The 21,842-nt window shown below is 67.8% G+C and carries 25 protein-coding genes; 13 read left to right on the top strand and 12 right to left on the bottom strand.

The window, feature by feature from the left end; all coding sequences use genetic code 11:
* Nucleotides 1-20 precede the first annotated feature (20 nt).
* Complete coding sequence (locus FPZ11_RS12660) at nucleotides 21-1,469, top strand: serine hydrolase domain-containing protein (RefSeq protein ID WP_146321438.1); 1,449 nt, start codon at nucleotides 21-23, stop codon at nucleotides 1,467-1,469.
* A 37-nt stretch (nucleotides 1,470-1,506) separates the two neighbouring features.
* Here FPZ11_RS12660 and FPZ11_RS12655 read toward each other — a convergent pair whose 3' ends face one another.
* Nucleotides 1,507-2,085 (bottom strand): TetR-like C-terminal domain-containing protein, encoded by a 579-nt coding sequence (locus FPZ11_RS12655; protein WP_146321436.1) that lies wholly within the window; start codon nucleotides 2,083-2,085, stop codon nucleotides 1,507-1,509.
* An 87-nt stretch (nucleotides 2,086-2,172) separates the two neighbouring features.
* Between FPZ11_RS12655 and FPZ11_RS12650 the strand changes: the two genes are divergently transcribed.
* Nucleotides 2,173-3,393 (top strand): FAD-dependent monooxygenase, encoded by a 1,221-nt coding sequence (locus tag FPZ11_RS12650; protein WP_146321434.1) that lies wholly within the window; start codon nucleotides 2,173-2,175, stop codon nucleotides 3,391-3,393.
* A 78-nt stretch (nucleotides 3,394-3,471) separates the two neighbouring features.
* Here FPZ11_RS12650 and FPZ11_RS12645 read toward each other — a convergent pair whose 3' ends face one another.
* Nucleotides 3,472-4,038 carry a TetR/AcrR family transcriptional regulator gene (locus FPZ11_RS12645; protein WP_146321432.1) on the bottom strand — a complete coding sequence of 189 codons (567 nt, stop codon included), beginning with the start codon at nucleotides 4,036-4,038 and terminating at the stop codon, nucleotides 3,472-3,474.
* Nucleotides 4,039-4,136: 98 nt separating this feature from the next.
* Between FPZ11_RS12645 and FPZ11_RS12640 the strand changes: the two genes are divergently transcribed.
* Nucleotides 4,137-4,448, top strand: a complete 312-nt coding sequence (locus tag FPZ11_RS12640) for a hypothetical protein (protein ID WP_146321430.1) — start codon at nucleotides 4,137-4,139, stop codon at nucleotides 4,446-4,448.
* A 15-nt stretch (nucleotides 4,449-4,463) separates the two neighbouring features.
* Here FPZ11_RS12640 and FPZ11_RS12635 read toward each other — a convergent pair whose 3' ends face one another.
* Nucleotides 4,464-4,937 carry an HIT family protein gene (locus FPZ11_RS12635; protein WP_168203822.1) on the bottom strand — a complete coding sequence of 158 codons (474 nt, stop codon included), beginning with the start codon at nucleotides 4,935-4,937 and terminating at the stop codon, nucleotides 4,464-4,466.
* Nucleotides 4,938-5,050: 113 nt separating this feature from the next.
* Nucleotides 5,051-5,689, bottom strand: coding sequence for a trimeric intracellular cation channel family protein (locus FPZ11_RS12630; RefSeq protein ID WP_437438599.1), 639 nt, complete (start codon nucleotides 5,687-5,689; stop codon nucleotides 5,051-5,053).
* Nucleotides 5,690-5,984: 295 nt separating this feature from the next.
* Here FPZ11_RS12630 and FPZ11_RS20100 point away from each other — a divergent pair, with 295 nt between their 5' ends.
* From FPZ11_RS20100 to FPZ11_RS12620, 3 genes are read left to right on the top strand one after another with little or no spacing between them, the layout of a single operon-like run.
* A complete protein-coding gene (locus tag FPZ11_RS20100) occupies nucleotides 5,985-6,119 on the top strand; it encodes a hypothetical protein (protein WP_302849646.1) in 135 nt (44 codons plus the stop codon).
* A gap of 7 nt (nucleotides 6,120-6,126) precedes the next feature.
* Nucleotides 6,127-7,011, top strand: a complete 885-nt coding sequence (locus FPZ11_RS12625; protein ID WP_146321424.1) for an SDR family NAD(P)-dependent oxidoreductase — start codon at nucleotides 6,127-6,129, stop codon at nucleotides 7,009-7,011.
* Between the two features lie 14 nt (nucleotides 7,012-7,025).
* Nucleotides 7,026-8,297, top strand: a complete 1,272-nt coding sequence (locus FPZ11_RS12620; RefSeq protein ID WP_146321422.1) for an amidohydrolase — start codon at nucleotides 7,026-7,028, stop codon at nucleotides 8,295-8,297.
* Between the two features lie 62 nt (nucleotides 8,298-8,359).
* On the opposite strand, the gene FPZ11_RS12615 is transcribed toward FPZ11_RS12620, so the two are convergent.
* Together FPZ11_RS12615 and FPZ11_RS12610 are read right to left on the bottom strand one after the other, a co-directional pair.
* Nucleotides 8,360-9,319 carry an NADP-dependent oxidoreductase gene (locus FPZ11_RS12615; RefSeq protein WP_146321420.1) on the bottom strand — a complete coding sequence of 320 codons (960 nt, stop codon included), beginning with the start codon at nucleotides 9,317-9,319 and terminating at the stop codon, nucleotides 8,360-8,362.
* Nucleotides 9,316-9,837 carry a hypothetical protein gene (locus tag FPZ11_RS12610; RefSeq protein WP_146321418.1) on the bottom strand — a complete coding sequence of 174 codons (522 nt, stop codon included), beginning with the start codon at nucleotides 9,835-9,837 and terminating at the stop codon, nucleotides 9,316-9,318. Before FPZ11_RS12610 ends, FPZ11_RS12615 begins: the two co-directional genes overlap by 4 nt.
* Before the next feature lie 138 nt (nucleotides 9,838-9,975).
* Here FPZ11_RS12610 and FPZ11_RS12605 point away from each other — a divergent pair, with 138 nt between their 5' ends.
* Entirely contained in the window at nucleotides 9,976-10,995 is a 1,020-nt protein-coding gene (locus tag FPZ11_RS12605) for a GlxA family transcriptional regulator (RefSeq protein ID WP_168203821.1), read from the top strand.
* A gap of 48 nt (nucleotides 10,996-11,043) precedes the next feature.
* Here the strand turns inward: FPZ11_RS12605 and FPZ11_RS12600 are convergent, their stop codons facing one another.
* The 3 genes from FPZ11_RS12600 to FPZ11_RS12590 all read right to left on the bottom strand — a co-directional run bounded on the left by FPZ11_RS12600 (nucleotide 11,044) and on the right by FPZ11_RS12590 (nucleotide 13,985).
* Nucleotides 11,044-12,240: an MFS transporter gene (locus tag FPZ11_RS12600; RefSeq protein ID WP_168203820.1), complete on the bottom strand. Its 1,197-nt coding sequence runs from the start codon at nucleotides 12,238-12,240 to the stop codon at nucleotides 11,044-11,046.
* A 40-nt stretch (nucleotides 12,241-12,280) separates the two neighbouring features.
* Nucleotides 12,281-13,123 carry an alpha/beta fold hydrolase gene (locus FPZ11_RS12595; protein ID WP_146321412.1) on the bottom strand — a complete coding sequence of 281 codons (843 nt, stop codon included), beginning with the start codon at nucleotides 13,121-13,123 and terminating at the stop codon, nucleotides 12,281-12,283.
* A gap of 118 nt (nucleotides 13,124-13,241) precedes the next feature.
* The gene (locus FPZ11_RS12590) at nucleotides 13,242-13,985 is read right to left on the bottom strand and encodes an SDR family NAD(P)-dependent oxidoreductase (protein ID WP_146321410.1); all 744 of its coding nucleotides are present in this window, start codon (nucleotides 13,983-13,985) and stop codon (nucleotides 13,242-13,244) included.
* Between the two features lie 435 nt (nucleotides 13,986-14,420).
* On the opposite strand from FPZ11_RS12590, the gene FPZ11_RS12585 reads away from it, so the two are divergent.
* Genes FPZ11_RS12585 through FPZ11_RS12575 form a run of 3 tightly spaced genes read left to right on the top strand, consistent with a single transcriptional unit; the run spans nucleotide 14,421 to nucleotide 15,806 of the window.
* The gene (locus tag FPZ11_RS12585) at nucleotides 14,421-14,771 is read left to right on the top strand and encodes an ArsR/SmtB family transcription factor (protein WP_146321408.1); all 351 of its coding nucleotides are present in this window, start codon (nucleotides 14,421-14,423) and stop codon (nucleotides 14,769-14,771) included.
* Nucleotides 14,772-14,803: 32 nt separating this feature from the next.
* Nucleotides 14,804-15,358 (top strand): sugar O-acetyltransferase, encoded by a 555-nt coding sequence (locus tag FPZ11_RS12580; protein WP_146321406.1) that lies wholly within the window; start codon nucleotides 14,804-14,806, stop codon nucleotides 15,356-15,358.
* 7 nt (nucleotides 15,359-15,365) lie between these two features.
* Nucleotides 15,366-15,806, top strand: coding sequence for a GNAT family N-acetyltransferase (locus FPZ11_RS12575; protein ID WP_146321404.1), 441 nt, complete (start codon nucleotides 15,366-15,368; stop codon nucleotides 15,804-15,806).
* Here the strand turns inward: FPZ11_RS12575 and FPZ11_RS12570 are convergent.
* Nucleotides 15,775-16,398, bottom strand: coding sequence for a TetR/AcrR family transcriptional regulator C-terminal domain-containing protein (locus tag FPZ11_RS12570; protein ID WP_146321402.1), 624 nt, complete (start codon nucleotides 16,396-16,398; stop codon nucleotides 15,775-15,777). The genes FPZ11_RS12575 and FPZ11_RS12570 overlap by 32 nt on opposite strands.
* A gap of 124 nt (nucleotides 16,399-16,522) precedes the next feature.
* On the opposite strand from FPZ11_RS12570, the gene FPZ11_RS12565 reads away from it, so the two are divergent.
* The 3 genes from FPZ11_RS12565 to FPZ11_RS12555 are packed head-to-tail and all read left to right on the top strand — an operon-like array spanning nucleotide 16,523 to nucleotide 18,589.
* Nucleotides 16,523-16,789, top strand: a complete 267-nt coding sequence (locus FPZ11_RS12565; RefSeq protein ID WP_146321399.1) for a hypothetical protein — start codon at nucleotides 16,523-16,525, stop codon at nucleotides 16,787-16,789.
* Between the two features lies 1 nt (nucleotide 16,790).
* A complete protein-coding gene (locus FPZ11_RS12560; protein WP_146321398.1) occupies nucleotides 16,791-17,795 on the top strand; it encodes an ATP-binding cassette domain-containing protein in 1,005 nt (334 codons plus the stop codon).
* Entirely contained in the window at nucleotides 17,792-18,589 is a 798-nt protein-coding gene (locus FPZ11_RS12555) for an ABC transporter permease (protein WP_146321396.1), read from the top strand. Before FPZ11_RS12560 ends, FPZ11_RS12555 begins: the two co-directional genes overlap by 4 nt.
* A 51-nt stretch (nucleotides 18,590-18,640) precedes the next feature.
* On the opposite strand, the gene FPZ11_RS12550 is transcribed toward FPZ11_RS12555, so the two are convergent.
* Nucleotides 18,641-19,996, bottom strand: coding sequence for an ABC transporter ATP-binding protein (locus FPZ11_RS12550; RefSeq protein ID WP_146321394.1), 1,356 nt, complete (start codon nucleotides 19,994-19,996; stop codon nucleotides 18,641-18,643).
* 40 nt (nucleotides 19,997-20,036) lie between these two features.
* Nucleotides 20,037-21,782, bottom strand: coding sequence for an ABC transporter permease (locus FPZ11_RS12545; RefSeq protein ID WP_146321392.1), 1,746 nt, complete (start codon nucleotides 21,780-21,782; stop codon nucleotides 20,037-20,039).
* Between the last annotated feature and the right edge of the window lie 60 nt (nucleotides 21,783-21,842).

Here is a 21,842-nt window from a genome sequence, read left to right as displayed (position 1 = left end):
GCAGTCGCTAGGGTTCTCGGGTGCCGCAGCGTGTGCTTCTCCCCCGATCCGCTCCCTCCGCCGAGCGAGTCTCGGCACGAGCCGTCGGTGTTCTGCTCGATCGGCTGGAAGAGAGGTCGATCGAGTGCCACTCGGCGATGGTGGTGCGCCACGGGCACATCGTCGCGGAGGGGTGGTGGCATCCCTATTCCGCGCAGCGTCCGCATCTTCTGTATTCCCTCACCAAGTCGTTCACGTCGATCGCGGTGGGCATGGCGATCGACGACGGATTGCTGTCCCTCGACAGCACGGTCGTGGACGTGCTGCCCGACCACGTTCCGGTCGATGTCTCGGATCAGGCTCGGCGGCTGACGGTCCACCATCTGCTGTCGATGACGACGGGTCATCTCGCGGACAGCCTGGAGGGTGCCTGGGCGCTGGAACCGGACGACCTGGTGCGGGGCTTTCTCCGGTTGCCGTTCACCGAGGTCGAAGGAACAGAGCACTACTACGACAACTCGACCACGTTCATCCTCGCCCGCATGGTCGAGCGCGTCACGGGGCGCGGCCTGCCGGAGTTCCTCGATGAGCGACTGTTCGGACCGATGGGTGTCGACGACACCGACTGGGACCGAGTGGGCGGAGGCGCCGCCTTCGGGTTTCACGGATTGCACCTCACGACCGAGGCGATCGCCGCCTTCGGTGAGCTCTTGCTGCGCGGCGGGGACTGGCGTGGTCGACAGCTCGTCTCACGCGACTACGTGGAGCTCGCGACCCGGTCGCAGATCCGCAGCCGCCACTACGTCGAGGGCGCCGACGGTGCTGACTATCTCAGCGGGTACGGCTACCAGATCTGGATGTCGCGCCACGGCTTCCACGGCAGCGGCGCGTTCGGACAGCACTGCATCGTGGTTCCCTCCCACGACCTCGTCGTCGTGGTGACCTCGGCGCAGCAGACCGTTGGGCAGGCGCAAGACGTTCTCGACGCGGTGTGGGACTGCCTGCTGCCCGGCATCGATCGCGTCGGTGGCGCGCCGGATGACGATGACGACGACGTCGCGCTGGCCGCACGGCTCGCCGCTCTCTCGCTCGCGCTCGTGCCCGGCACGCACGATCGGGCGCGTTCGGCGACGGCGGCGCTCGACGCTTCGCTCGAAGGCTCGGCGCTGCCCGACGGCACCACGGTGCGGTTGGAGCCTTCCGACGCAGGGTGGAGCATCCGGTTCGGGTCCCTCCTTCAGATCGACGTCGGGCACCGCGAATGGCGGCAGAGTTCTCCGCTGGGGCGCCCTCTCTGCGCGAGCGGAGGATGGCGTGGCGACATCTTCGTCGCGGACATCTACGTCATCACGAGCCCGCACCACGTGCGACTGACGATCGACGCGGAGCGGAGAGTCGCGTCAGCGGTCTGGACCAGTGTTCCCCTGACCAGTTCGGATCTTCTCCTGCACCTGCGGGCTCCGCTGATGACACGACCGGACGTCGCCTGACCGATGTGCCGCGGCGCGGCGGCGGCCGACAGGCTCGCTATTCGGCCTGATCGCGTTCGACCACGGCCAGCGCCGTGTCGACCAGCCGTTCGCCGTCGGTCGCCGGGTCGAGCGGGATGCCGAGTTGAGCCCGCAGGTAGGCCGGGGCGAGCACGATCTCGATGAGCCGGTAACCGTCGATGGCGGTGACCTCGGCGGCGTCCAGCATCGCCTGGAAGTCGTCGACGCGCGGTTGCACGAAGTCGACGATCTCCATGGCGGAATCGGCGGTGCGTACGGCGGCGAGCATCGCCCTGAGCATGCCCAGCGCGCCCGGCCCCCGCAGGCTCGTCAGCAATCGAGCGACATAGCTCGTGAGGTCGGCTCGCAGGTCTCCGGTGGCGGGCACGGGTGAGGATGCCTGGGTGTCGGCGACCGCGACATCGAGCAGCAGTGACTCCAGGGTTCCCCACCGGCGGTAGATCGTGGTGGCGTGCACTCCCGAGCGGGCGGCGACGGCGGGCACGGTGACCTCGGCGTTCTGCTCGGCGAGCAGTTGGCGCACGGCGGCAAGCACGGACTCGCGAGTGCGGGCGGTGCGTCCACCTGGACGACTTGAGCCGGTGACCTCGGGCATGTGGTCCACTCTAGCGCAGTTGAAGTTGCATTAGCGTGGCAACGCCTCTAGCCTTAATGCAACACACAATGCATTAAAGGAGATCTCATGACACACGCGCTCATCGTCGGCGCCGGGATAGCCGGCGACACCCTCGCCGTCTTTCTCGCCCGCGACGGATGGCAGGTCACCGTCGTCGAACTGGCTCCGTCGCTGCGTACCGGAGGACAGACCGTCGATCTCCGCGGCGACTCACGTGAGGTTCTGGTCGACCTCGGGCTCATCGACTCGGCATCGGCGCACCTCATCTCGCAGCGCGGCATCGCCTGGATCCGCGCCGACGGAAGCCGCCTGGCCGAGATGCCCGTCGAGGCGTTCGACGGGCAGGGGCTCATCTCGAAGGAAGAACTGCTTCGATCGGATCTGGCCGCCGTTCTGCACCGGGCCGCGAAGGATGCCGGCGTCAAGCACCGCTTCGGCGACACGATCGAGGAGATCGTGGACGGTGCTGACGGCGTCGACGTGCGATTCCGATCGGGTGGGAGGCAGAGGTTCGCGCTCGTGGTGGGTGCGGACGGTGCGCATTCCCGCACCCGCGGCATCCACTTCGGACCGGAGTCGCGGTATCGCAAGCCGCTCGGGCTCGCACACGCCTGGTTCACGCTGCGGGAGCAGGCCGACACTCCGGCGCTCGACGGGTGGGCTCTTTCGTACAACGAGCCGGGGCGACGGGGGCTCACGGCGCGTCCGGGGCATCCTGGTCACCAGGAGATCGGAATGACCTTCGCCGCCGAGGATGTGCCGCGCGACCGCGAGGCGCAGCTCGCGGTGCTCGATGACGCGTTCGCCGGTGTCGGATGGCGAGCCGACGAGTTTCTCGCTGCGGCCCGGATCGCTCCGGACTTCGCGTTGGACACCTACGACCAGATCCGAATGGATCAGGCCTGGTCGAAGGGCCGCGTTGTGCTCATCGGAGATGCTGCCTGGTGCACCAGCCCGTTGAGCGGTCTCGGCACCGCGCTCGCCCTCGTGGGCGCGAGCCGGCTGGCGGACTCGCTGCGTCGGCACGACGTGAGAGACATTCCGGCGGCGGCGCGGGTCGCCGCCGCGTTCGAATCCTTCGAGTCGGCCATGCGGCCGAGGGCTACTGCGGCGCAGAAGCTCCTCCCCGGCCGGATCGGCATGGTCGCACCGAAGACGACCTTCGCCATCCGGCTCAACGCATTCGTCATGCGAGCACTGCAGGCGCGGGTGCTCGTACCCCTTGTCGCGCTTCTCGCCAGCGGGCGCGGGCATCACGGGCCGGCGCTCGCCGAGGCTCGCGCGTAGGCGAATCGTCCCAGGACGAGAGCGAGCGACGCCGGCTCGTGCGACGGCGGCACCCGTGGATGCCGTATTCAGATCGCGCTAGCGCGTTGCGCCGGCCCCTTCGAGGAAGACCGAGGCGACGGCCGCGGCGGTCTCTTCGACACCCGAGCGGCCGCTGGTCGTGCCGTCGAGCGCGGCCTTGACGAGCCCAGACAACAGGTCGATCTGCAACTCGAAGGGGAGGTCGCTTCTGAGCGAGCCCTCTGCGATCCCGCGGCGGAACAGGGCGCGCATCGGCTCGGTCACTCTGGTGTCGAAGTCAGGATACGCCGCGCTGTATCGCGCGCTGTCCGCGTTCATCGCCACGTACTTGTGGCCGGTGGCGAGAATGGCGCGCACGAGGCGGGCGATGCCTTCATCGACCGGAACCGCGTCGAGGTGAGCTTGTTCGATGCGTGCGGCGAGCTCCTGCACGCTGGCCGCGCCCATCGCGTTCAGAAGCTCGTCGCGAGAGGCGAAGTAACGGTAGAGGGTCGCGCGCCCGATCCCGGCGGCCGCAGCGATGTCATCCATGCTCGCGGCGTCGCCCCGCTCGGCCAGGATCGTGGCGGCGCTGTCGATGATCGCGCTTGACGTGCGTGCGCGTGCTGTCTCGCCCTTGGCCATGTCGCCGATCTCCGGATGCCGTTGCGCTCAGTGTATCGGCGAGCGACAATGAGATCTCAAACTGAGACAGATACGTCTCATTACGAAAGAGGACAATCATGTATGCGCGCGTTCAAACCGTCCACGAGCCCGCCGAGAAGCTCGAGGCACTCGCGAAGCTGGCGGGTGAGCAACTCGCCGCGGCGCCGGCGCTGGCGGGCTTCAAGGACTTCTTCTACCTGGTCGACCGCGCCAACGAAAAGGCGCTCGTGATCTCGCTCTGGGAGACCGAAGCCGATCTGCGAAGACTCGAGGCGAACAATGCGTCGGTGCGCGAGCGAGTCAAGGAGGAGGCACGGCTCGAGTCACCGGCATCGGAGGTGTTCGAGGTGGCCTTCAGGTCGGTTCCCGCGGTCGCGGCGGGCAACTGACACCGATGCACTTCGTCAGCACGATGTCGTCGTCGTGTTCCACGTGTGTTGCAGTGCGGTGACCGCTGCGCCGATCGCCGCCGTGGACGCGAACACCGGCCCGTCGGCGATATCGACATTGCGCAGAGGGTCGTCCGCCGCATGTTGCGGCAGCAGATGGCAATGCAGGTGCGGCATCCTGTGCCCCATGATGAGATAGTCGATCTTCTCCGGCTGAAACACCTCACCGATAGCCCGACCCGCGCGCTGCACGTCACTCCAGAACGCGGTAAGCCGCTGCGGCGACAGCTCTGCCAGGTCAGTGACGTGTTCTCGGAGAATCACGAGACAATAGCCGGGATGCGCCTGGTTGCGGGCGAGCCTGACGTAGCTCGTGTCGGTGGTTGCGACCAGCACGCTGTGTTCGTTCGCCGGCAGATGTGCGTCATCGCACATACCGCACCGTTCCGCAGACTTGAGCGCCTCCCATTGTGCAGCGGGCGACCACACTCCTCCAGTGTCGTGCGCGTTCGTCGATGAACTCGCCGGAATGGAGCTCTCAGACGCGGCCATGCCTGGCAGCATGGCATATCGAATCGAGTAGCGGATTCGGCGCCATTTGATCAGGTCGCCTTGTCCGGGGCTTGGTAGCGCTTGTCCGCGACGGCGTGCGGAATGTGCCAGTGGAAGCGCAGCGACAGCACTCGCAGAGCGAAGACGATGGCGGCAACGATCACGATCGTCACCGGGTTGTACCAGTGCATCTGCCAGAGCACGGCCATGAGCGCCGCACCCAACATGGCGGGGACCGCGTAGAGGTCGTTCGGATTGAAGAGCTGCGGAACCCGATTGGCGACCACGTCGCGCAGCAGACCGCCGCCGACCGCGGTGACCACGCCGAGCGCTGCGGCGGCGATCGGGTTCAAGCCCGCCTCCAGCGCCGTGATCGTTCCCGTGGTGCAGAAGAGCGCGAGTCCACCCGCGTCGAAGACGAGAAGGGTGCGGGGAAAACGCTCGACGTTGCGCATCATGGCGAAGACGAGCAGCATCGCCGCCAGCGGAGGGGCGAGGTAGATCGGCTGCGCGAAAGCCGTCGGCGTGACCCCGATGACGAGGTCGCGCACAACCCCGCCGCCGAGGCCGGTCAGCGATCCCAGCAGCAGCGAGCCGACGATGTCGAACCCGCGTCGTGCCGCAAGAAGAGAGCCGGAGATGGCGAAGAAGAACGTACCCGCAAGATCGAGTACCAAACCCCAGTTCACGATCAGCACCCCTCTCGACCGTCGGCCGCAGCCTGATGCCGACGCACAGCACGGTACTCGTCGTGGTCCGTCGGGACCGCGTGCCGACCTCAGCGTCACTCTGCACGAACGACTGGAACGGATCGACCCTGAAGATTCCGGCGAGAGCCGGGCTGGCCCGTTGCGCACGGCGTTAGCATCGGCCCGAAGTCCACCTTTCGCCACCGACACCGGCCCGGTTCCAGGGAGAGTTGCGGCCGAGGTCGTGCGTGGGCAGTGCCGAGAGGGTGCATCTCGCACACGGAAGAAGGAGATCATGGCCGGCGAGACGGTCGAGAACAACTTGCAGGGCATGGACGCCCTCGACGTCGAGGGCTGGAACGCGGTCTTCGCGTACCACCACACGACCGACGGGACTATCGCCGACGGTACATCTGGTCGTAGGGGGTGAGGTCGCGATGAGTCTGTCGAGTGCTGAGCACGAGCATCCGTTGGCCGGGCGCGTGGTCGTGGTGACGGGTGCGGCCCGCGGCATCGGCCGTGCGGCCGCCGTGGCCTTCGCGCGAGCCGGGGCGGACGTGGCGGGAGTCGACATCTGCGGGCCGGTCAGCAGCATCCTCGACTTCAGACCCTCCAGCCCGGAAGACCTCGCCGAGACCGGACGTCAGGTCGAGGCGGAGGGGGCTCGGTGGATCGCTCATGTGGCCGACCAACGGCGCATCGACGAGGTGCACTCCGCCGCGGAGCACGTCTCCACGGAGTGGGGCGGCGTGGATGTCGTCTTCGCGAACGCGGGCATCCAGGCGTTCGCTCCGCTGCTGGAGATGACCGACGCCGACTGGGGCGATCAGATCGACGTGAATCTCACCGGCACCGCGAACGTGGTGCGAGTCTTCGCGCCGATGCTCGTCGCGCGCGGCGGTGGGCGGATCATCCTCACGTCGTCGACGCAGGGGCAACACGGAACGCTCAACGGCGCCGCGTACTCGGCGTCGAAGTGGGGAATCCTCGGCCTGATGAAGTCGGCAGCACTCGAACTCGGGCGCCACGGCATCACGGTGAACGCGGTGATCCCCGGATTGGTGAACACGACACTCACCCGGCACGAGGATCGCTACGCCCAGGCAATCCAGTCGGGCGGCGGAACCCCGAGCGGCTCCGTCGATGTCGACGAGACGACGGCTGTGGCGGCACTCACCGCGAAATCGCCGCTCGGCGTTCCGTGGGTGGAGCCCGAGGACGTCGTCCCGCTCGCGGTCTTCCTCGCGTCGGACGCCGCCCGCATGGTGTCGGGGGCGTCGTTCGCCGCCACCGGAGGCGACAGTGCGAACTTCCAAGGGTGAGAGAGGGGCAGAGCATGGCGCAGGAAGGCACAGCGGCTGAGGCCGTCCTGACGGGGCTGGCCGAGCTGCGGGAATGGCAGGAGGGCTTCTACACGAACCTGCACGAGCATCCGGAGCTCGGCAATCAGGAGGTGAACACCGCCGCCTCGGTGGCCGAAGCGCTCGAAGGCTTCGGCTACGAGGTGCACGACAAGATCGGCACGACAGGCGTGGTCGGCATCCTGAAGAACGGCGACGGCCCCGTTGTGCTGATGCGCGCCGACATGGATGCCCTCCCCATCGCCGAGGCGACCGGCCTGCCGTACGCGAGCACGGTGCGCATGAACGACGCGAACGGTGAGAACGTGCCGGTGATGCACGCCTGCGGGCACGACGTGCACGTCTCGTGTCTGCTCGGCGCCGCCCGCCTGCTCGCGGAGAAGAAGGATGCCTGGCGTGGCACCTACATCGCCCTGTTCCAGCCCGCCGAGGAGCTGGCCGACGGGGCCGACGTGATGCTCAAGGGCGGACTCGCCGACCTGATTCCGCACCCGGAAGTCGCTCTCGCCCAGCACGTGCTGCCCCTCCCCGCAGGGCACGTGGGCACCAGGGCCGGAGCTTTCCTCTCCAGCGGCGACAGCATGCGCGTGACCGTGTGGGGTCGCGGCAGCCACGGGTCGATGCCGCAGCTCTCGGTGGATCCGGTGGTGCTCGCCGCGACCATCGTTCTGCGGCTGCAGGGCATCGTCGCCAGGGAGATCGCGCCCGGAGAATTCGCCGTCGTCACCGTCGGCCGCATGGTGGCGGGCTCGAAGAGCAACATCATCTCGGACCACGCGGTGCTCGAGCTCAACATCCGCACGTTCAGCGAAACGACCCGCACCACGATCGTGAACGCCGTGCACCGCATCGTCGAAGGCGAATGCGCCACTTCCGGGTCCCCGCAGCCGCCCACGTTTGAGCTCTACGACCACTATCCCGTCACGGAGAACGACTCGACGACGACCGCGACAGTGGCGGAGGCGTTTTCCGGGTACTTCGGCGATCTGGCATTCACGATCGATCGGCAGTCCGCGAGCGAGGACTTCAGCGAGATCCCGGACGCTCTCGGGGTGCCGTATTGCTATTGGGGACTGGGCGGCGCAGACCCCGACCTGTACGCGAAGGCGGAGGCCGCGGGCACGGTCGCCACGGACATCCCGGCGAATCACTCACCGAAGTTCGCGCCGGTCATCGAGCCCACGCTGCAGAACGGCACCGCAGCCGCGGTCGTCGCGGCGATGGCGTGGTTGGGTCGCGAAGACTGAGCGAAAGGCGAACAGCGCGATCTCGCCGCGACTCGCGCGCGGGTCTACGTTCCGGCGGCCGGCTACCTCAGGCCGGCCATGTCGAGCACCAGACGTCCGTCGAGCCCGCCTGCGGCGAGGCGACGGTGCGCTCGCGGCGCGTCGTGGGCAGCGAAGACCTGGGCGACGGGCAGAGGCAGGATGCCCGCCTCTGCCTGGTCGCGCACCTGTCTCAGGAGCGCAGTGTCGGTGACGACACCGAACGATGAGATCGCCTCGACGCGGATTCCCCGCGCGGTCGGACCGGACCATCCTTTGAGCGACGCGATCGCGCCCCCGTCGGCGACCGCGGCGAGGGCGGACTCGTTCAATGCGGCCGCGTCGACGAGGCCTTGCACGCCGTCGGGATAGTGCTCACGGACACGATCGGCGAAGGTCTCGCCCCTGGGCAGAACCAGGTCGGCGCCCCGAGCGCGGAGCCGGTCTTCGCTCCCGGCGCGGCTGTCGGCGACGACGGTGAGGCCGCGTCGTCTCGCCAGTGCGATCGTGTCGGTGCCGACTGCTCCAGGCGCTCCCGTGACGGCGAGAACGTCTCCGGCTCCGAGGCTCAGCGCGTCGAGTGCGAGGGTGGCGGTGACCGCGTTCAGCAGCAGGGTGGCCGACTCCGCGGGTGTTGCGCCGGCCGGCGCGTGAACGACGCTGCGCTGGTCGACGACGATCGACGTGGTGTAGGCACCGCGTGTCTCGGCGAAAGGCAGCACCAGCGCGACGACCGCGTCGCCGAGCTGCAGTCGGCTTTCGACTCCGTCTCCGAGCGCGTCGATCGTGCCGGCGAGGTCCATGCCCGGAATGTGCGGCACCGGCTGCTCGGCGTATTGAGCAGCGCGTCCCCCTGACCTGACCGTGGCATCCGTGGGATTCACTCCCGCGGCGGTCACGGAGATCCGCACCTGGCCGCGTGCGGGTACGGGCTCGGGCAGCTCGACGCGATGGAGAACGTCGGGGTCGCCGTAGTGGTCGAATCCGATGGCGTGAATGGTCATGATCGTCGGTCCCTTCGTGAGGTGTCGTGTTTCGGTGCGAGAAGTCGATGGAAGTCGAGCCAGTCGCGGATGTAGTCGGCGACCTCGGCCATCTCGTCACCGGAGTCGGGCCTGCCGGCGGTGACATTCACGAGACACCGGTCGCAGATGCCGTTCGACCGCAGCTGCTCCGCGACGGCCTCGGTCTCCGTCGACGTGTCGATCAGCAGCACGGGTCCATGCGCGAGCCGCACGGGTGCGATCACCGGGTTCAGCAGGACCGCCGCGCGCACGCTGCCGGAGATGAGGAATCGGTATGCGGTCGCCGTGCCGGTTCCGTCTCCGATGGCGACTCGCGCGTCGCGGGCCGCAGCGGCTCGCGTCGGTGCGTCCGCCGTGCGCAACACCGTGGCGTCGAGGCCCGCCGTGCGCAGCCGTCCTGCCCACTCCGCGCTTCGGCAGTCGGTGGCCCGGGAATCGCCGATGAAGAGGATCCTGCTGGACAGTGCGACCGGTGCCGGCTGTGTGTTCCGCGTCACCACGAACCTCCCTTCCAACGCTGCGGATTCAGGTTCTCTCAGGAGCCGTGACGGCCCTCCACACAGACGGCCATAATGGCCACGGATCCGGCCCACCTGGGTAGGGTCGGCGCAGGGTTCTCGGGCGAGGGAGCGGGTATGCAACCGGGTAAGACACCGCCGCTGAGCAGAGGGCGGGCGCTGCATCGGATCGCCGTGCTGGTGCTGCCCGACACGATGGCACTCGAAGTGACGATCGCGCAGCAGGTCTTCGGCCGACGGATGTACAACTTCGCGCAGCTCACCGGCGACTTCGAGACGCCGTACGAGGTCGTGCTGTGCGGTGAGCAGCCCCGTCACACGTTGCTGTCGGGCATCGACCTCGGCGAACTGCAACCCCTCGACGTGCTGCGCGAGGCCGACACCGTCTTGGTGCCGGGACTCGAGAACCCGCTCGAGAAGCGCAGCGATGCGCTCCTGGATGCTCTGCGGCACGCCGCCGACAACGGCGCACGGATGGTGTCCTTCTGCGCCGGAGCGTTCGTTCTCGGCCAGGCCGGAGTGCTGGACCGCAAGCGTGTGACGACCCATTGGGTCGTGAGCAAGGAGTTCAGGGAGAACTTTCCCCTGGCGACCCTGGACGAGGAGAAACTTTTCGTGGAGGACGGCAACGTGCTGACCTCGGGAGGCATGTTCTCCGCGACCGACCTGAGCCTGCACATCCTCGCCGTCGACCTCGGATACGCCTACTCGAACGACTTCAGCCGCATGCTCGTGTCTCCGCCCGTGCGCGCAGGTGGTCAAGCGCAATACATCAAGGACTCGATCCGGATCGACACCGAGGCGCCGCTGCGGGCTCTCACCGACTGGATTCGGGAGCACCTGGATGAGCCGCTCACGATGGCAGACCTCGCCGAGCACGAGCACATGAGTGAGCGGAACCTCGCCCGACGCTTTCACGCGGTGACCGGCATGAGCGCCTTCGACTGGATCACGAGAGAACGCGTCAACCAGGCCAAGGTGCTGGTGGAGACGACGGATCTTCCGATCGGTCAGATCGCCGCCATGGTCGGCATCGGCAGCGCGGAGTCGTTGCGGCGCAACTTCAGGCGCATCGTGGGAACCTCCGCCGCCGCGTATCGGCGCACGTTCAAAGCGGAGCCGGCGCTCGTGGCCTGACGGCGGCCGGACACGACCGGCTCCGCGCCGGCCAGTGAGAGTCGGGTGTCAGAGCGTCTCGTCGATCATGGTCGCGGCGATCTCGATGTGGGACCGCGTTGTCCGCGGTCGAGTGGTGACGACGAATGCGACGGCGGCGCTCGCAGCCAGGGCGGCGCCCACGATCAGTGCGGTCGGAGTGCCTCCGACGCCGACCGCCAGGCCGCCCACAAGGGAACCGGTTGCGATGGATCCCTGGAATGACGCGATGTAGAGAGAGGATGCCGCCTCGAACTCCTTCGGGGCAGCCGCACCGATCCAGGTCTGAAGCGCCACCGGAACCGCTCCGTAACCGAGACCCCACGCGCCCATCAGAATGACGGACATCCACGTGTCTGCCGCGACGGCCAGCACTCCAGCAGACCCGGCGATCAGCACGATGGCCGTCGCAACGGTCGTGCGCAGATGGCGTCGGGCCAGGGGGCCGACCAGGAAGTTGCCGGTCAGGCCGGCGACGCCGAAGACGAAGAGTCCGAGGGTCAACGCCGCAGGCGACATACCCACCCTGCTCAGGAGAAAAGCGCTGATGAACGTGTAGCCGACGAAGTGCCCGGTGACCGACAGGATCGTCGTGAACAGCCCGATCCGCGCCGCACGGGAACGCAGCAGCGTGGTGAGCGTCTTCCATCGTACGGCACCACCGGCTCCGAGCGTGGGCAGAAGGATCAGGAGAAGAACGAGGGCTCCCAGCGCCAGAACTGCAGTGGCGGCGAACGCGGCACGCCACCCGGCGGCGAGCCCCACGGCGACGGCGGCCGGCACCCCGATGACGGTGGCGACGGAGATTCCGCCGAAGATGATGGCTGTGGCCCGACCGGCGTACCGTGCGCCGACCAGGCGGTTTCCGAGAGTGCCGCCGATCGCCCAGAACCCGCCGATGCCGGCCCCGAGCACGATCCGAGCGATCAGCATCACGGTGAAGGTCGCGGCGAACGCGGCGAGAGCATCGGCGATGGTGAAGGTGACCATCATGCCGACGAGGAACAGCTTGCGGTCCAAGGCCCCGGCCGCGACGGTCAGCAGCGGAGCCGCGACTGCTGCGACGATCGCGGGAGCGGTGACCATCGTTCCCGCGATCACCGGGCTCACGCCGAGTGAGCCTGCGATCTGCGGGAGCAGGCCGACCGGCAGAAACTCGTTGGTGACCAGGACGAAAGTGCCGAGGGCGATCGCCAGCACGGCGCCCCAGCGTCTGGTTGACGGCATGGATGTTTCCTTCGTTCTTGACGCTGCGGCCCGCCCCGGCTCAGCGGTCGAGGAACTCGACCGCCGTGGCGACGAACCGTTCGGGGTACTGGAAGTGGGCCCCGTGGCCGGAGTCGGGGTAGAGCACCAGCTCGGCATCCGGCAGCTTCTGCTGGAGCGTGAACGAGTTCACGCTCGGGATGACGATGTCGTGGCTCCCGTTCACCACAAGAGTCGGTGCGGTGATCTGCGCGAGGTAGTCCTGGCCGTGCTCGTCAGGCGTTCCCCATTCGACGCGCGCCGCCGAGTAGCTCTTCACCGCGTCACCGGAGAACGGCACGTCACGGTCGACGCGGGTGCGAACGCGCGCCACGTACGCCCGCCCGGCGGCTTGGCTCGTGTCGCTCGGGCCGAAGAAGATCGGCAGCCACAGTTCGTCGTTCGTGTTGGGTCCGGCCGCGAACAGCGCTGCGGCATTGTCGGCCGGGTCGGTCAGGATGCCGGAGCGCGGGCTGGTGCCGACCAGGATCAGCTTTCGCACCAGGCGCGGATGCGTGTAGGTCAGCCACTGCGCCACCTGGCCGCCCATCGAGTGGCCGAGCAGGTCGATGCGCGTCAGGCCGAGAGCCTCTGCGAAGGTCGCAGCGTCGGCCGAGATGTCGGCGATGGTGGACTTGGGCTCCCCCGTCGACGATCCGACCCCGGCGGTGTCGAACCAGATCACCTCGCGGGTCGCGGCGAATCCGTCCAGGATCGCCGGGTCGATGGTGTCGAGGTTGCCCATGAAGTGCTGCGTGAACAGCAGAGGGACGCCGGCGCCGGCGTTCAGACGGCGGTACGCGAATCGGGTTCCGTCGGCTTCCACGAATTCGGTCGGTGTCGTGGCAGCGGTGGGGTCGGTCATGATCGTTCTCTTCTCTGTGCTTCGTGAGGTCTGTACCGGTTGAGATCTGTGCTTGTCGGCGTCTGTGCTTGTCGGCGCCTGTGCTTTTCGGGGGCTGTCTTCGCGAAGTCGGCGAGCGTCAGATGGCCGTGCGCCCGCCGTCGACGGCGACCACGGCGCCCGTGATGTACGCGGCTCGCGGTGACGCGAGGAACGCGATGGTGTCGGCGATGTCCTCCGGCTGTGCCGCCGCACCGAGCAGCGTCGTCTCACCGAGAGCGGCGATGCGGTCGGGGCTCGAGCCGCCGGTGTAGATCGGTCCAGGCGCGACGGCGTTCACGCGCACGCCCTTCGGCGAGTACTCGGCGGCCCAGGCCTTCGTGAAGGAGCTCAGCGCCGCCTTCGTGGCGCTGTAGGCGGCGCCACCGGCCAGGCCGATGCTCGCGGCCATGCTCGACACGTTGATGATCGAACCCGTGCCGCGCGCCACCATCGAGGGCGCCAGCTGTGCCGTGAGCAGGTAGGCGGCCTCGACATTGCTGGCGAACAGGCTGCGCAGCGTGGCGGCATCCAGCTGCTCACTCGGGCCGAACCAGGAGAAGCCCGCGTTGTTGACCAGGATGTCGACCTCGCCCGCCTGCGCGGCCAGGTCGATCGCCCCTGCGGAATCGCCGAGATCCGCCGCGATGAAACGTGCTCGTCCGCCGGCGTCGCCGATCTCCTGCACGACACGGGCTCCCCGTGCCGCGTCGCGACCGTGCACGAGCACCTCCGCTCCGTCCTCGGCGAGCTTCAGCGCCGTGGCGCGGCCGATACCCGACGTCGCGCCGGTCACCAGTGCGACCTTGCCGGCCAGTTCGCCGACGATGTTCGTGGTGGTCATGATCACGTCCTCCCGTGGCGCCTCGTTTCAACGGCGCACTATCGAGAATGCGACGACGAGGCCGAAGGCATCCCACGGTCACGGACGGTCAGCACACGGAATCAGACGAGCGGCGGATGCCGGTCGCCGGGTTGCGCACGGAGGGGCTTCGTGGCACGGAGGTCGGGTTGCCGCGGAGCTCATCCGGGCCGTTCGCGAGCGCGGGCGGACGAGGGCGTGCACAGCTCACGGCGACTTCGGTGAGGAGATGAGGCGCCGGCCGCCCCGCTAGTGCGGCGGCCGGCGCGAGGGATCAGCAGCAGCCGGGCTCGCAGCATCCCTCTTCAGGGTCGCAGCATCCGTTCATCGCCGGACCTCCTTCCATCGACGTGCGTCGATGAATACAGTCTGCGATTGAACATCGATGACTGTCAATGTATGTGCCAGACTGATCTCATGTCGGACACCGAGCTCCTGCCGATCCGCGACCTGCAGGCGTGTTGCGCGCCGATCACCAGGGAGCCGATCGAGCCGTCGAACGCCGAGTCGTTGGCGCGCTCGCTGAAGGCCCTGGCCGACCCAGCGCGGTTGCGACTGCTGTCGATCGTGGCCGCGCATGCGGAGGGCGAGGCATGCGTGTGCGAGCTGACCGATCCGCTCGCGCTCAGCCAGTCGACGGTCTCGCACCACCTGAAAGTGCTCGTCGGCGCCGGCTTTCTGACCAGCACGAAGCGCGGCACCTGGCATTACTACCGGCTGGTCGATGGCGCCCTCGACGCGGTGGCCGCGCTGCTGGCGGCGGTTTGAGCAACCCCTCCCGTCTGCGATCATTGCCGACGATGCGAAACGAACGGCTGATCCCCCGGCGAACGCCGGAGTCGCGCGCGGTGACCGAGCGGGTGCAGGTGGTCATGGACCTGACCTCGCGCCTCAACGTGCTGCGGCACAGCGACGTCGAGACGAGAACGGCGCTCCTCGCCGAGATTCTGGGGCGGCCGACGCCCGAGACCCTCACGCTGTATCCGCCGTTCTTCTGCGACCACGGCCTGAACCTGGAGTTCGGCGAGCACGTGTTCGTCAATCAGAACTGCTCCTTCTACGACATCGGCGGCATCACGATCGGTGACCGCACCATGATCGGGCCGGGCGTCACGCTCGCGACGGCGGGGCATCCCGTCCAGCCCGGGCAGCGTTTCGACGGCATCACGGCGGCGCCGATCGTCATCGAGTCGAACGTGTGGATCGGCGCGAATGTCACCGTCACTCCTGGCGTGCGCATAGGCGCAGGCTCGGTCGTCGCCGCAGGCGCCGTCATCGCGAAGGACGTTCCGCCGAACTGTGTGGTGAGCAGCAGCGGATACGTCGCACGACGCGACCTCGATTCCACGCCATAGTCCTTGCATGGCGGTCACTCTGCGATCCAGCACACCCGACGACCTCGAGTGGCTCGTCGAGCTGCGAGCACTCGTGCTGCGCTCCGACCTCGAACGGCTCGGTCGCTTCGATCCCGTGCGGGTGCGGCAACGGATGCGGGACGCCTTTCGCCCGCAACAGACGCGCGTCATCGTCGTCGACGGCCGCGACGTGGGATGCATCACCACACGATTCGAGGGCGACGTGCGCTGGCTCGAGCACTTCTACGTCGCACCAGACCAGCAAGGCAGGGGCATCGGCAGTGCGGTGCTGCTGACCGTTCTCGACGAGCCGTTCGACGGTCCCACGCGGCTCAACGTGCTGCAGGGCAGCGCGGCACGTCGGCTCTACGACCGTCACGGATTCGTCACCGACAGCGAAGACGAGATCGACGTCTTCATGACCCACCGGCCGACGCGCCCGCGATGACGACGCTCAGACAGTCGTCGAACAGGTCATCGGGCGTGCGGCCGTCTCGGAAGTAACCGGTGACACCGGCGATCAGCGTGGGGTGGGCGGCCGTGAACTCGTCGAGGCTCCAGTCCTTGAGAGCCGTCTCGTCGGGCCGCGGCGCCTGCTCTTCGAGCACGTAGCCGACCGTGAAGCGCTCGACGGTGAGCGTGATGATGCGCGCCTGGCGAAGAGGGATGCCCTTCTCCACCAGTGCGCTCATCGCGAGCTCGGAGAGGGCGTTCATCTGCGCGGAGAGCTGCGCCGAGGAGATGACGCGCGCGCCGTCCGGGTGGGCGAGCAGCGCGCGGCGCAGCCCGCCCGCGAGGTGCGTCAGCCACTCCGGCCAGGCCTCATCGGGCATCGGTGGTGACACCTGAGCGACGAAGTCCCCGAGGATCGCGTCGGCGACGGCCGTGATGAGCGCCGACTTGTTGGGCACATGCCAGTAGAGCGTGGGCGACTGCACGCCGAGGCGAGTGGCGAGCTTGCGGGTGGTGACGGCATCCAGGCCTTCGGCGTCGAGCAAGGCGACGGCCTCGGAGATGACCTGTTGCCGGTCCAACGCCATCGACTCCCCCGTTCGTTGTTCCCCAACCCGACTGCTTGCACTTCACTCTATCAGTGATAGAGTCTCTATCGCCGATAGAGAGCGATGGCTCGACCGTCGCCGGAGAACCGAGAAGGAGCAGATCATGCCTGACGAACATGCCGTGCGGGATGCCCTGCACGAGGCGACGCATCGCGTTGCGGGAGTGCCTCAACACCGCGACTTCCCCGAAGGCCACCAGGGAGCGAGCCATCACGGGCGCTCACTGCAGAACCGCGGAGCGCAGAACCGGGTGACGCGGAGCCGCGCCGGCGGCCACCAGGGCTCGACCCCGGCGCACGACCGCCCACCGCGCGTTCTCGTGCGCTGGCAGACCTGGATCGCCGGCCGGGTCGCGCGCAAGGCTGAGTGACATGGCCGAGTCCGCCGCGATCGCCGTGCGCGACCTGACGAAGGCCTACACCGCGACCACAGGGCTGTTCGGGGTGAGCCTCGACGTGAGCCTCGGCTCGGTCATGGCCCTGCTCGGTCCGAACGGTGCGGGCAAGACGACCGTCGTGCGCATCCTCTCCACGCTGGTGCGTCCCGATGCGGGCAGCGTGGCCATCGGCGGCGTCGACGCGTTGAGCCGTCCGGATGCCGTGCAGGCGATGATCGGGGTGGCGAACCAATCAGCGGCCGTCGACGAGAAGCTGACCGGGCGGGCGAACCTCGCGATGTTCGCCCGCCTGCATCGGCTGCCGAGAACGCAGGCCCGCGTGCGCGCCGCCGAGCTGCTCGAACTGTTCGACCTCACCGAGGCCGCCGGCAAGCCCGTCAAGAGCTACTCGGGAGGGATGCGCCGAAAGCTCGATCTCGCCGTGAGCTTGATCGGGCATCCATCGATCCTGTTCCTCGACGAGCCCACGACAGGACTCGACCCGGCCAGCAGGCTCGCGCTCTGGGAGGTGATCGACGGGCTGGTCGCAGACGGCACGACGGTGCTGCTGACCACCCAATATCTCGACGAGGCGGATGCCCTGGCTCGCGACGTCACCTTCATCGACGATGGCAGGGTGATCGCCCGCGGCACTCCGGCCGAGCTGAAATCGCGGATCGGGGGTCGACAGGTGGACCTGACACCGGCATCCCCCGACCTCGTCGCCCCGCTGGCGAGGCAGCTGGCCGGGTTCGAGGTCACGAGCGGTGACCGCGCACTGCATGTCTCGATCGGAGACGACGTTGCCGACCTGCGGCGGTTGCTGACCGCTGTCGACGTGTCGGGCATTGCGCTCGCGGACTACAGCGTGCGCACGCCGACGCTCGACGACGTGTACTTCCACGTGACAGGGCACGAACGCCCGGCCGACACGACGGACTCGAGCGACGGCTCCGGCGCGGCAACGAGTGAGGCCGCAGCGAAGGAGGTGGCAGCATGACTGTCGCCGTGCAGCGTCGGCGCCCGTCGCGCTGGTGGGTTGTCAGCGACTACTACGAGATGGTCACGCGCAGTCTGCGACACCTCGCCGCCGACCCCGACCAGCTCATCACGGTGACGCTGCAGCCCGTGCTCACCCTCGCCCTGATGTACTTCTTTCTCGGCGGCGCCATTCAGGCGGGCACGAGCCGGAACTACCTCGATTTTCTCCTTCCGGGCGTCTTCATCGTGATGGCCGGGTTCGCCGCGATCACCACGGCCACCGGCGTGGCATCCGACATGGTGCAGGGCGTCGTCGACCGGTTCCGCACCCTGCCGATGTCCAAGCCGGCCGTCGTCGCAGGACACGTCATCTCCGACCTGCCGCGCAGCCTCATCGGCCTCGCCGTCACGATCGTCGCCGGGTTGTTCATGGGGTTCCGAAGCCCGGCAGGCGTCGGCGCCTGGGCATCGGTGATCGGCATCGTGCTGCTGGTGACGTTCACGCTCTCGTGGATCGCGGCCGTCATCGGCCTGCTCGGCAGGAGCCTCGAGGTGGTGCAGCAGGTGTCGGCCGTGATCATCATTCCGGTCTTCCTCAGCAACGCGCTCGTGCCCACCGACACCATGCCGGACTGGCTGCGCGTCATCGCCGCGAACCAGCCGCTCAGCCAGGCGACCGACTGCATCAGGGCGCTGCTCGCGGATGCCCCGCTCGGCGACCATCTCTTGCTCGCGCTCGTCGAGCTCGTCGGCATCACCATCGTGGCGTTCGTTGCGGCAGCGCTGCTGTTTCGGCGACGCACGCGGCGGTGACGTGTGGCGGACGAACGCGCGCGGGCGCTTTGCCGGTGGAAGGTGATCGCGTCATTCCTCAGCGGCGAGGTGCCGTGCCGCTTCGGCGGCCAGGTCGCCGAGGATGATCTCGCGAGTGTCCGCGTCGTAGTCGTAGAGCTCTCCGTATCGCCCCCAGCTGATGGCGATATCGAGCTGCTTGCGGGCATCCTCATCGGTGAAGCCGCGACGCAGAAGGTCGAGGAAGAAGTCGTCGCGGAGGGCGCCGTCATCACTGTTCTCGAGGGCGCGGACGATGGTGCGCACGAGCGGCGCGTGGTCGACGGCGAGGTCGGCGAAGATGGCCTTGCTGGGCGAGATGTCTGCGGTGAACCACCGCCTCCCCGTCTCGGTGAGGAAGGCCTGGGCGCCTTCGAGATCGAGGAGGGTGAGCATCTGCGCCGCGTCGACGAGAGGGAGCAGATCATCGACCTCGAACGAGAGCTCGTCGGCGAGATCGGGCAGGTCTGCTTGCCCGTTGTGCGAGTAGACGATCTCGATCAGCCCCGCGAGACCGCCGATGGTGATGTCGGGGAGCGGATACGTCGACGGCGTGGGGAGCGCCGGCGTCGCGGCCGTCTGCTGCTCCTCCCCGACCAGGAGGGTGTAAAGCGTGTCGACGGCCGACTCGAACGCGGGGCTGCGGCGGTCGCGCGGTCGCGGTAGGTGAATGGGGACCTCGGCCTTGATGTGACCGGGGTTCGCTCCCAACACGAGCACGCGATCCGCCATGAGCACTGCTTCTTCGATGTTGTGCGTCACGATGCAGACGCACGAGGTGGGAAAGTCGGGCTGCGCCCACAGCGACATGACCTCGTTACGCAGGTTCTCCGCCGTCAGCACGTCCAGTGCGGAGAAGGGCTCATCCATCAGCAGCGCGTCGGGGCGCAGCACCAGCGCTCGTGCGAAACCGACACGCTGACGCATGCCGCCGGAGAGTTCGCGCGGATAGGCGGACTCGAAGCCGTCGAGTCCGATCACGTCGATGGCGTCGAGCGCGCGACGACGGCGTTCCTTCGCCGCGATCCCGCGTGCCTGCAAGCCCAGTTCGACATTCGCCTGCACGGTGAGCCACGGCATGAGTGCGAACGACTGGAAAACCATCCCCACACCGGGGTTCGCGCCGTTGAGACGTGTGCCGCGGTAGCGGACCTGCCCGGTGGTCGGCGCGATGAGCCCCGCCATCGATCGCAACAGGGTCGACTTGCCCGACCCGGACTTGCCGAGCAGCGCGACGATCTCGCCCTTGCGCAGCGTGAGTGACACTTCGGAGAGAACGTGCAGTGTCGTGCCGTCGGCCGAGGGGAAGCTCTTCGTCACCCCGTCCACTTCGATGATCGGGGAGCCGTCTGGCACAGCGCCGAACGTGCCGCGGGTCGTGGATGCCATGGGGCACCTCCTTGTGGTGACGTGGGGTGAGGTCGAGGGTTCAGGCCAGGGAGAAGCGGGTCTCGGCAAGTCGATAGAGCCGCCGCCAGAACACTCGGTTGAGACCCACGACGAAGATGCTCATGACGATGACGCCGACGAACGTGCGGGCGAAGTCGCCGGTCGCGGTCGCGTGGGCGATGTACGCGCCGAGCCCGAACGCCGTGAGGGTCGTGTGGCCATAGCTGACGACCTCGGCGACGATCGAAGCGTTCCAGGCCCCGCCTGCGGCGGTGATGCCTCCGGTGACCCACGAGGAGAAGACCGCCGGAAGAATCAGGCGCCGCCACCGCAGCCATCCGCTCACTCCGAGATTGAGGGATGCCTCGCGCAGGTCGGCGGGAATCGCCGACGCACCCGCGATCACGTTGAACAGGATGTACCACTGCGCGCCGAGCGACATCAGCATGATGCCTCCGACGTTGATGCTGAGTCCCGAGGTGATGAGGAACAGGGTGATGAACGGAAAGAGGAAGTTCGCCGGAAAGCTGGCGAGCACCTGCACGACAGGCTGGGCATAGCGGGTGACCTTGGGGTTCATGCCGATCCAGACGCCGATCGGCACCCAGACCAGCGACCCCACCACGATCAACACGACCACTCGGCCGAACGTGGCGAGACCGAGCACGAACGCCGTTCCGAATTCGGCGAGTCCGATCGAGTTCTGAATGTACGAGAGCAGTTCGACCACGCCGATCGTGATCGCCGCAGCGATCACGGCGGCGAAGACGACGTCGGCGACCCTGCGCCGTCTCATCGGCACCGTCAGCGGGCGATCGGCGATGCCGAACGGGCGGGTGAGCCGATCGAGAGCCGCGCCGATCGGCTGGAGGATCCGGCCGAGCGTGCGAGGAATCCCCGAGTTGCGCAAGACGTCCAGCGTGATGCTGCGCTGCGTCGTGGCCGCTGTCGCATCACCAATGCGGAACTTCTCCGCCCATGCCGTCAAGGGTCGCCAGAACACGGCATTCACGCCGACGACCATGATGACCATGACCAGAATCGCCAGCAGGATGGCCGGAATGTTCTCCTGTTCCGTCGCCGCCGCCACGTACGAGCCGATGCCGGGAAGCGCGTACGTGTGGTTGTTGACCGAAATCACCTCGGAGGCCACGAGGAAGAACCAACCGCCGCCGAAGCTCATCATCCCGTTCCAGACGAGCGGGATCATGCCCGACGGCACATCGAGCTTCCAGAATCGTTGCCACTTGGTCAGCCGCAGCAGTCGAGCGGCTTCGTCGAGATCGCGCGGCTGCGTGGTGAGGGAGCTGTAGAACGCGAAGGTCATGTTCCACGCCTGGCTCGTGAAGATCGCGAACACCGACGCGCACTCCAGCCCGAGCATCGATCCGGGGAAGAGCACGAGCCACACGGAGAGCGTCACCGACAAGAAGCCGAGAACAGGCACCGATTGGAGGATGTCCAGCAGCGGCAGCAGAATCTTCTCCGCGCGACGGGAGCGGGCCGCGGCCGTGGCGTAGATGAACGTGAACACCAGCGAGACGGCCAGGGCCACGAACATCCTCAGAAGCGACCGCGCCGCGTAGTACGGAAGGTTCGCGGGATTCGTCGAGACCGAGGATGCCGCGTGTTGCGCGTTGAAGGGCGCACCGATGCCCTCGGCGAGCCTGATGATGACGAAGAGCACCACGGCGAACCCGACGAGCACGACCGCGTCGGCGGCGAGGCGCGTGCGGGAGCGTACGACGACCGACGTCTGGCCGGCAAAGGGGCGAAGGATCGACATGGCACGCTCCGGAGGTCTGCGCGCCGCGGAGTCACACGGAAGTTCCGGTCGTCAAGGGCG

Origin of the sequence: Humibacter ginsenosidimutans (assembly GCF_007859675.1) — a bacterium.
In the GTDB taxonomy this organism is placed as follows: Bacteria; Actinomycetota; Actinomycetes; order Actinomycetales; family Microbacteriaceae; genus Humibacter; species Humibacter ginsenosidimutans.
The sequence above is the reverse complement of the archived record's forward strand: the minus strand, read 5'-3'. Positions and strand labels throughout refer to the sequence as shown.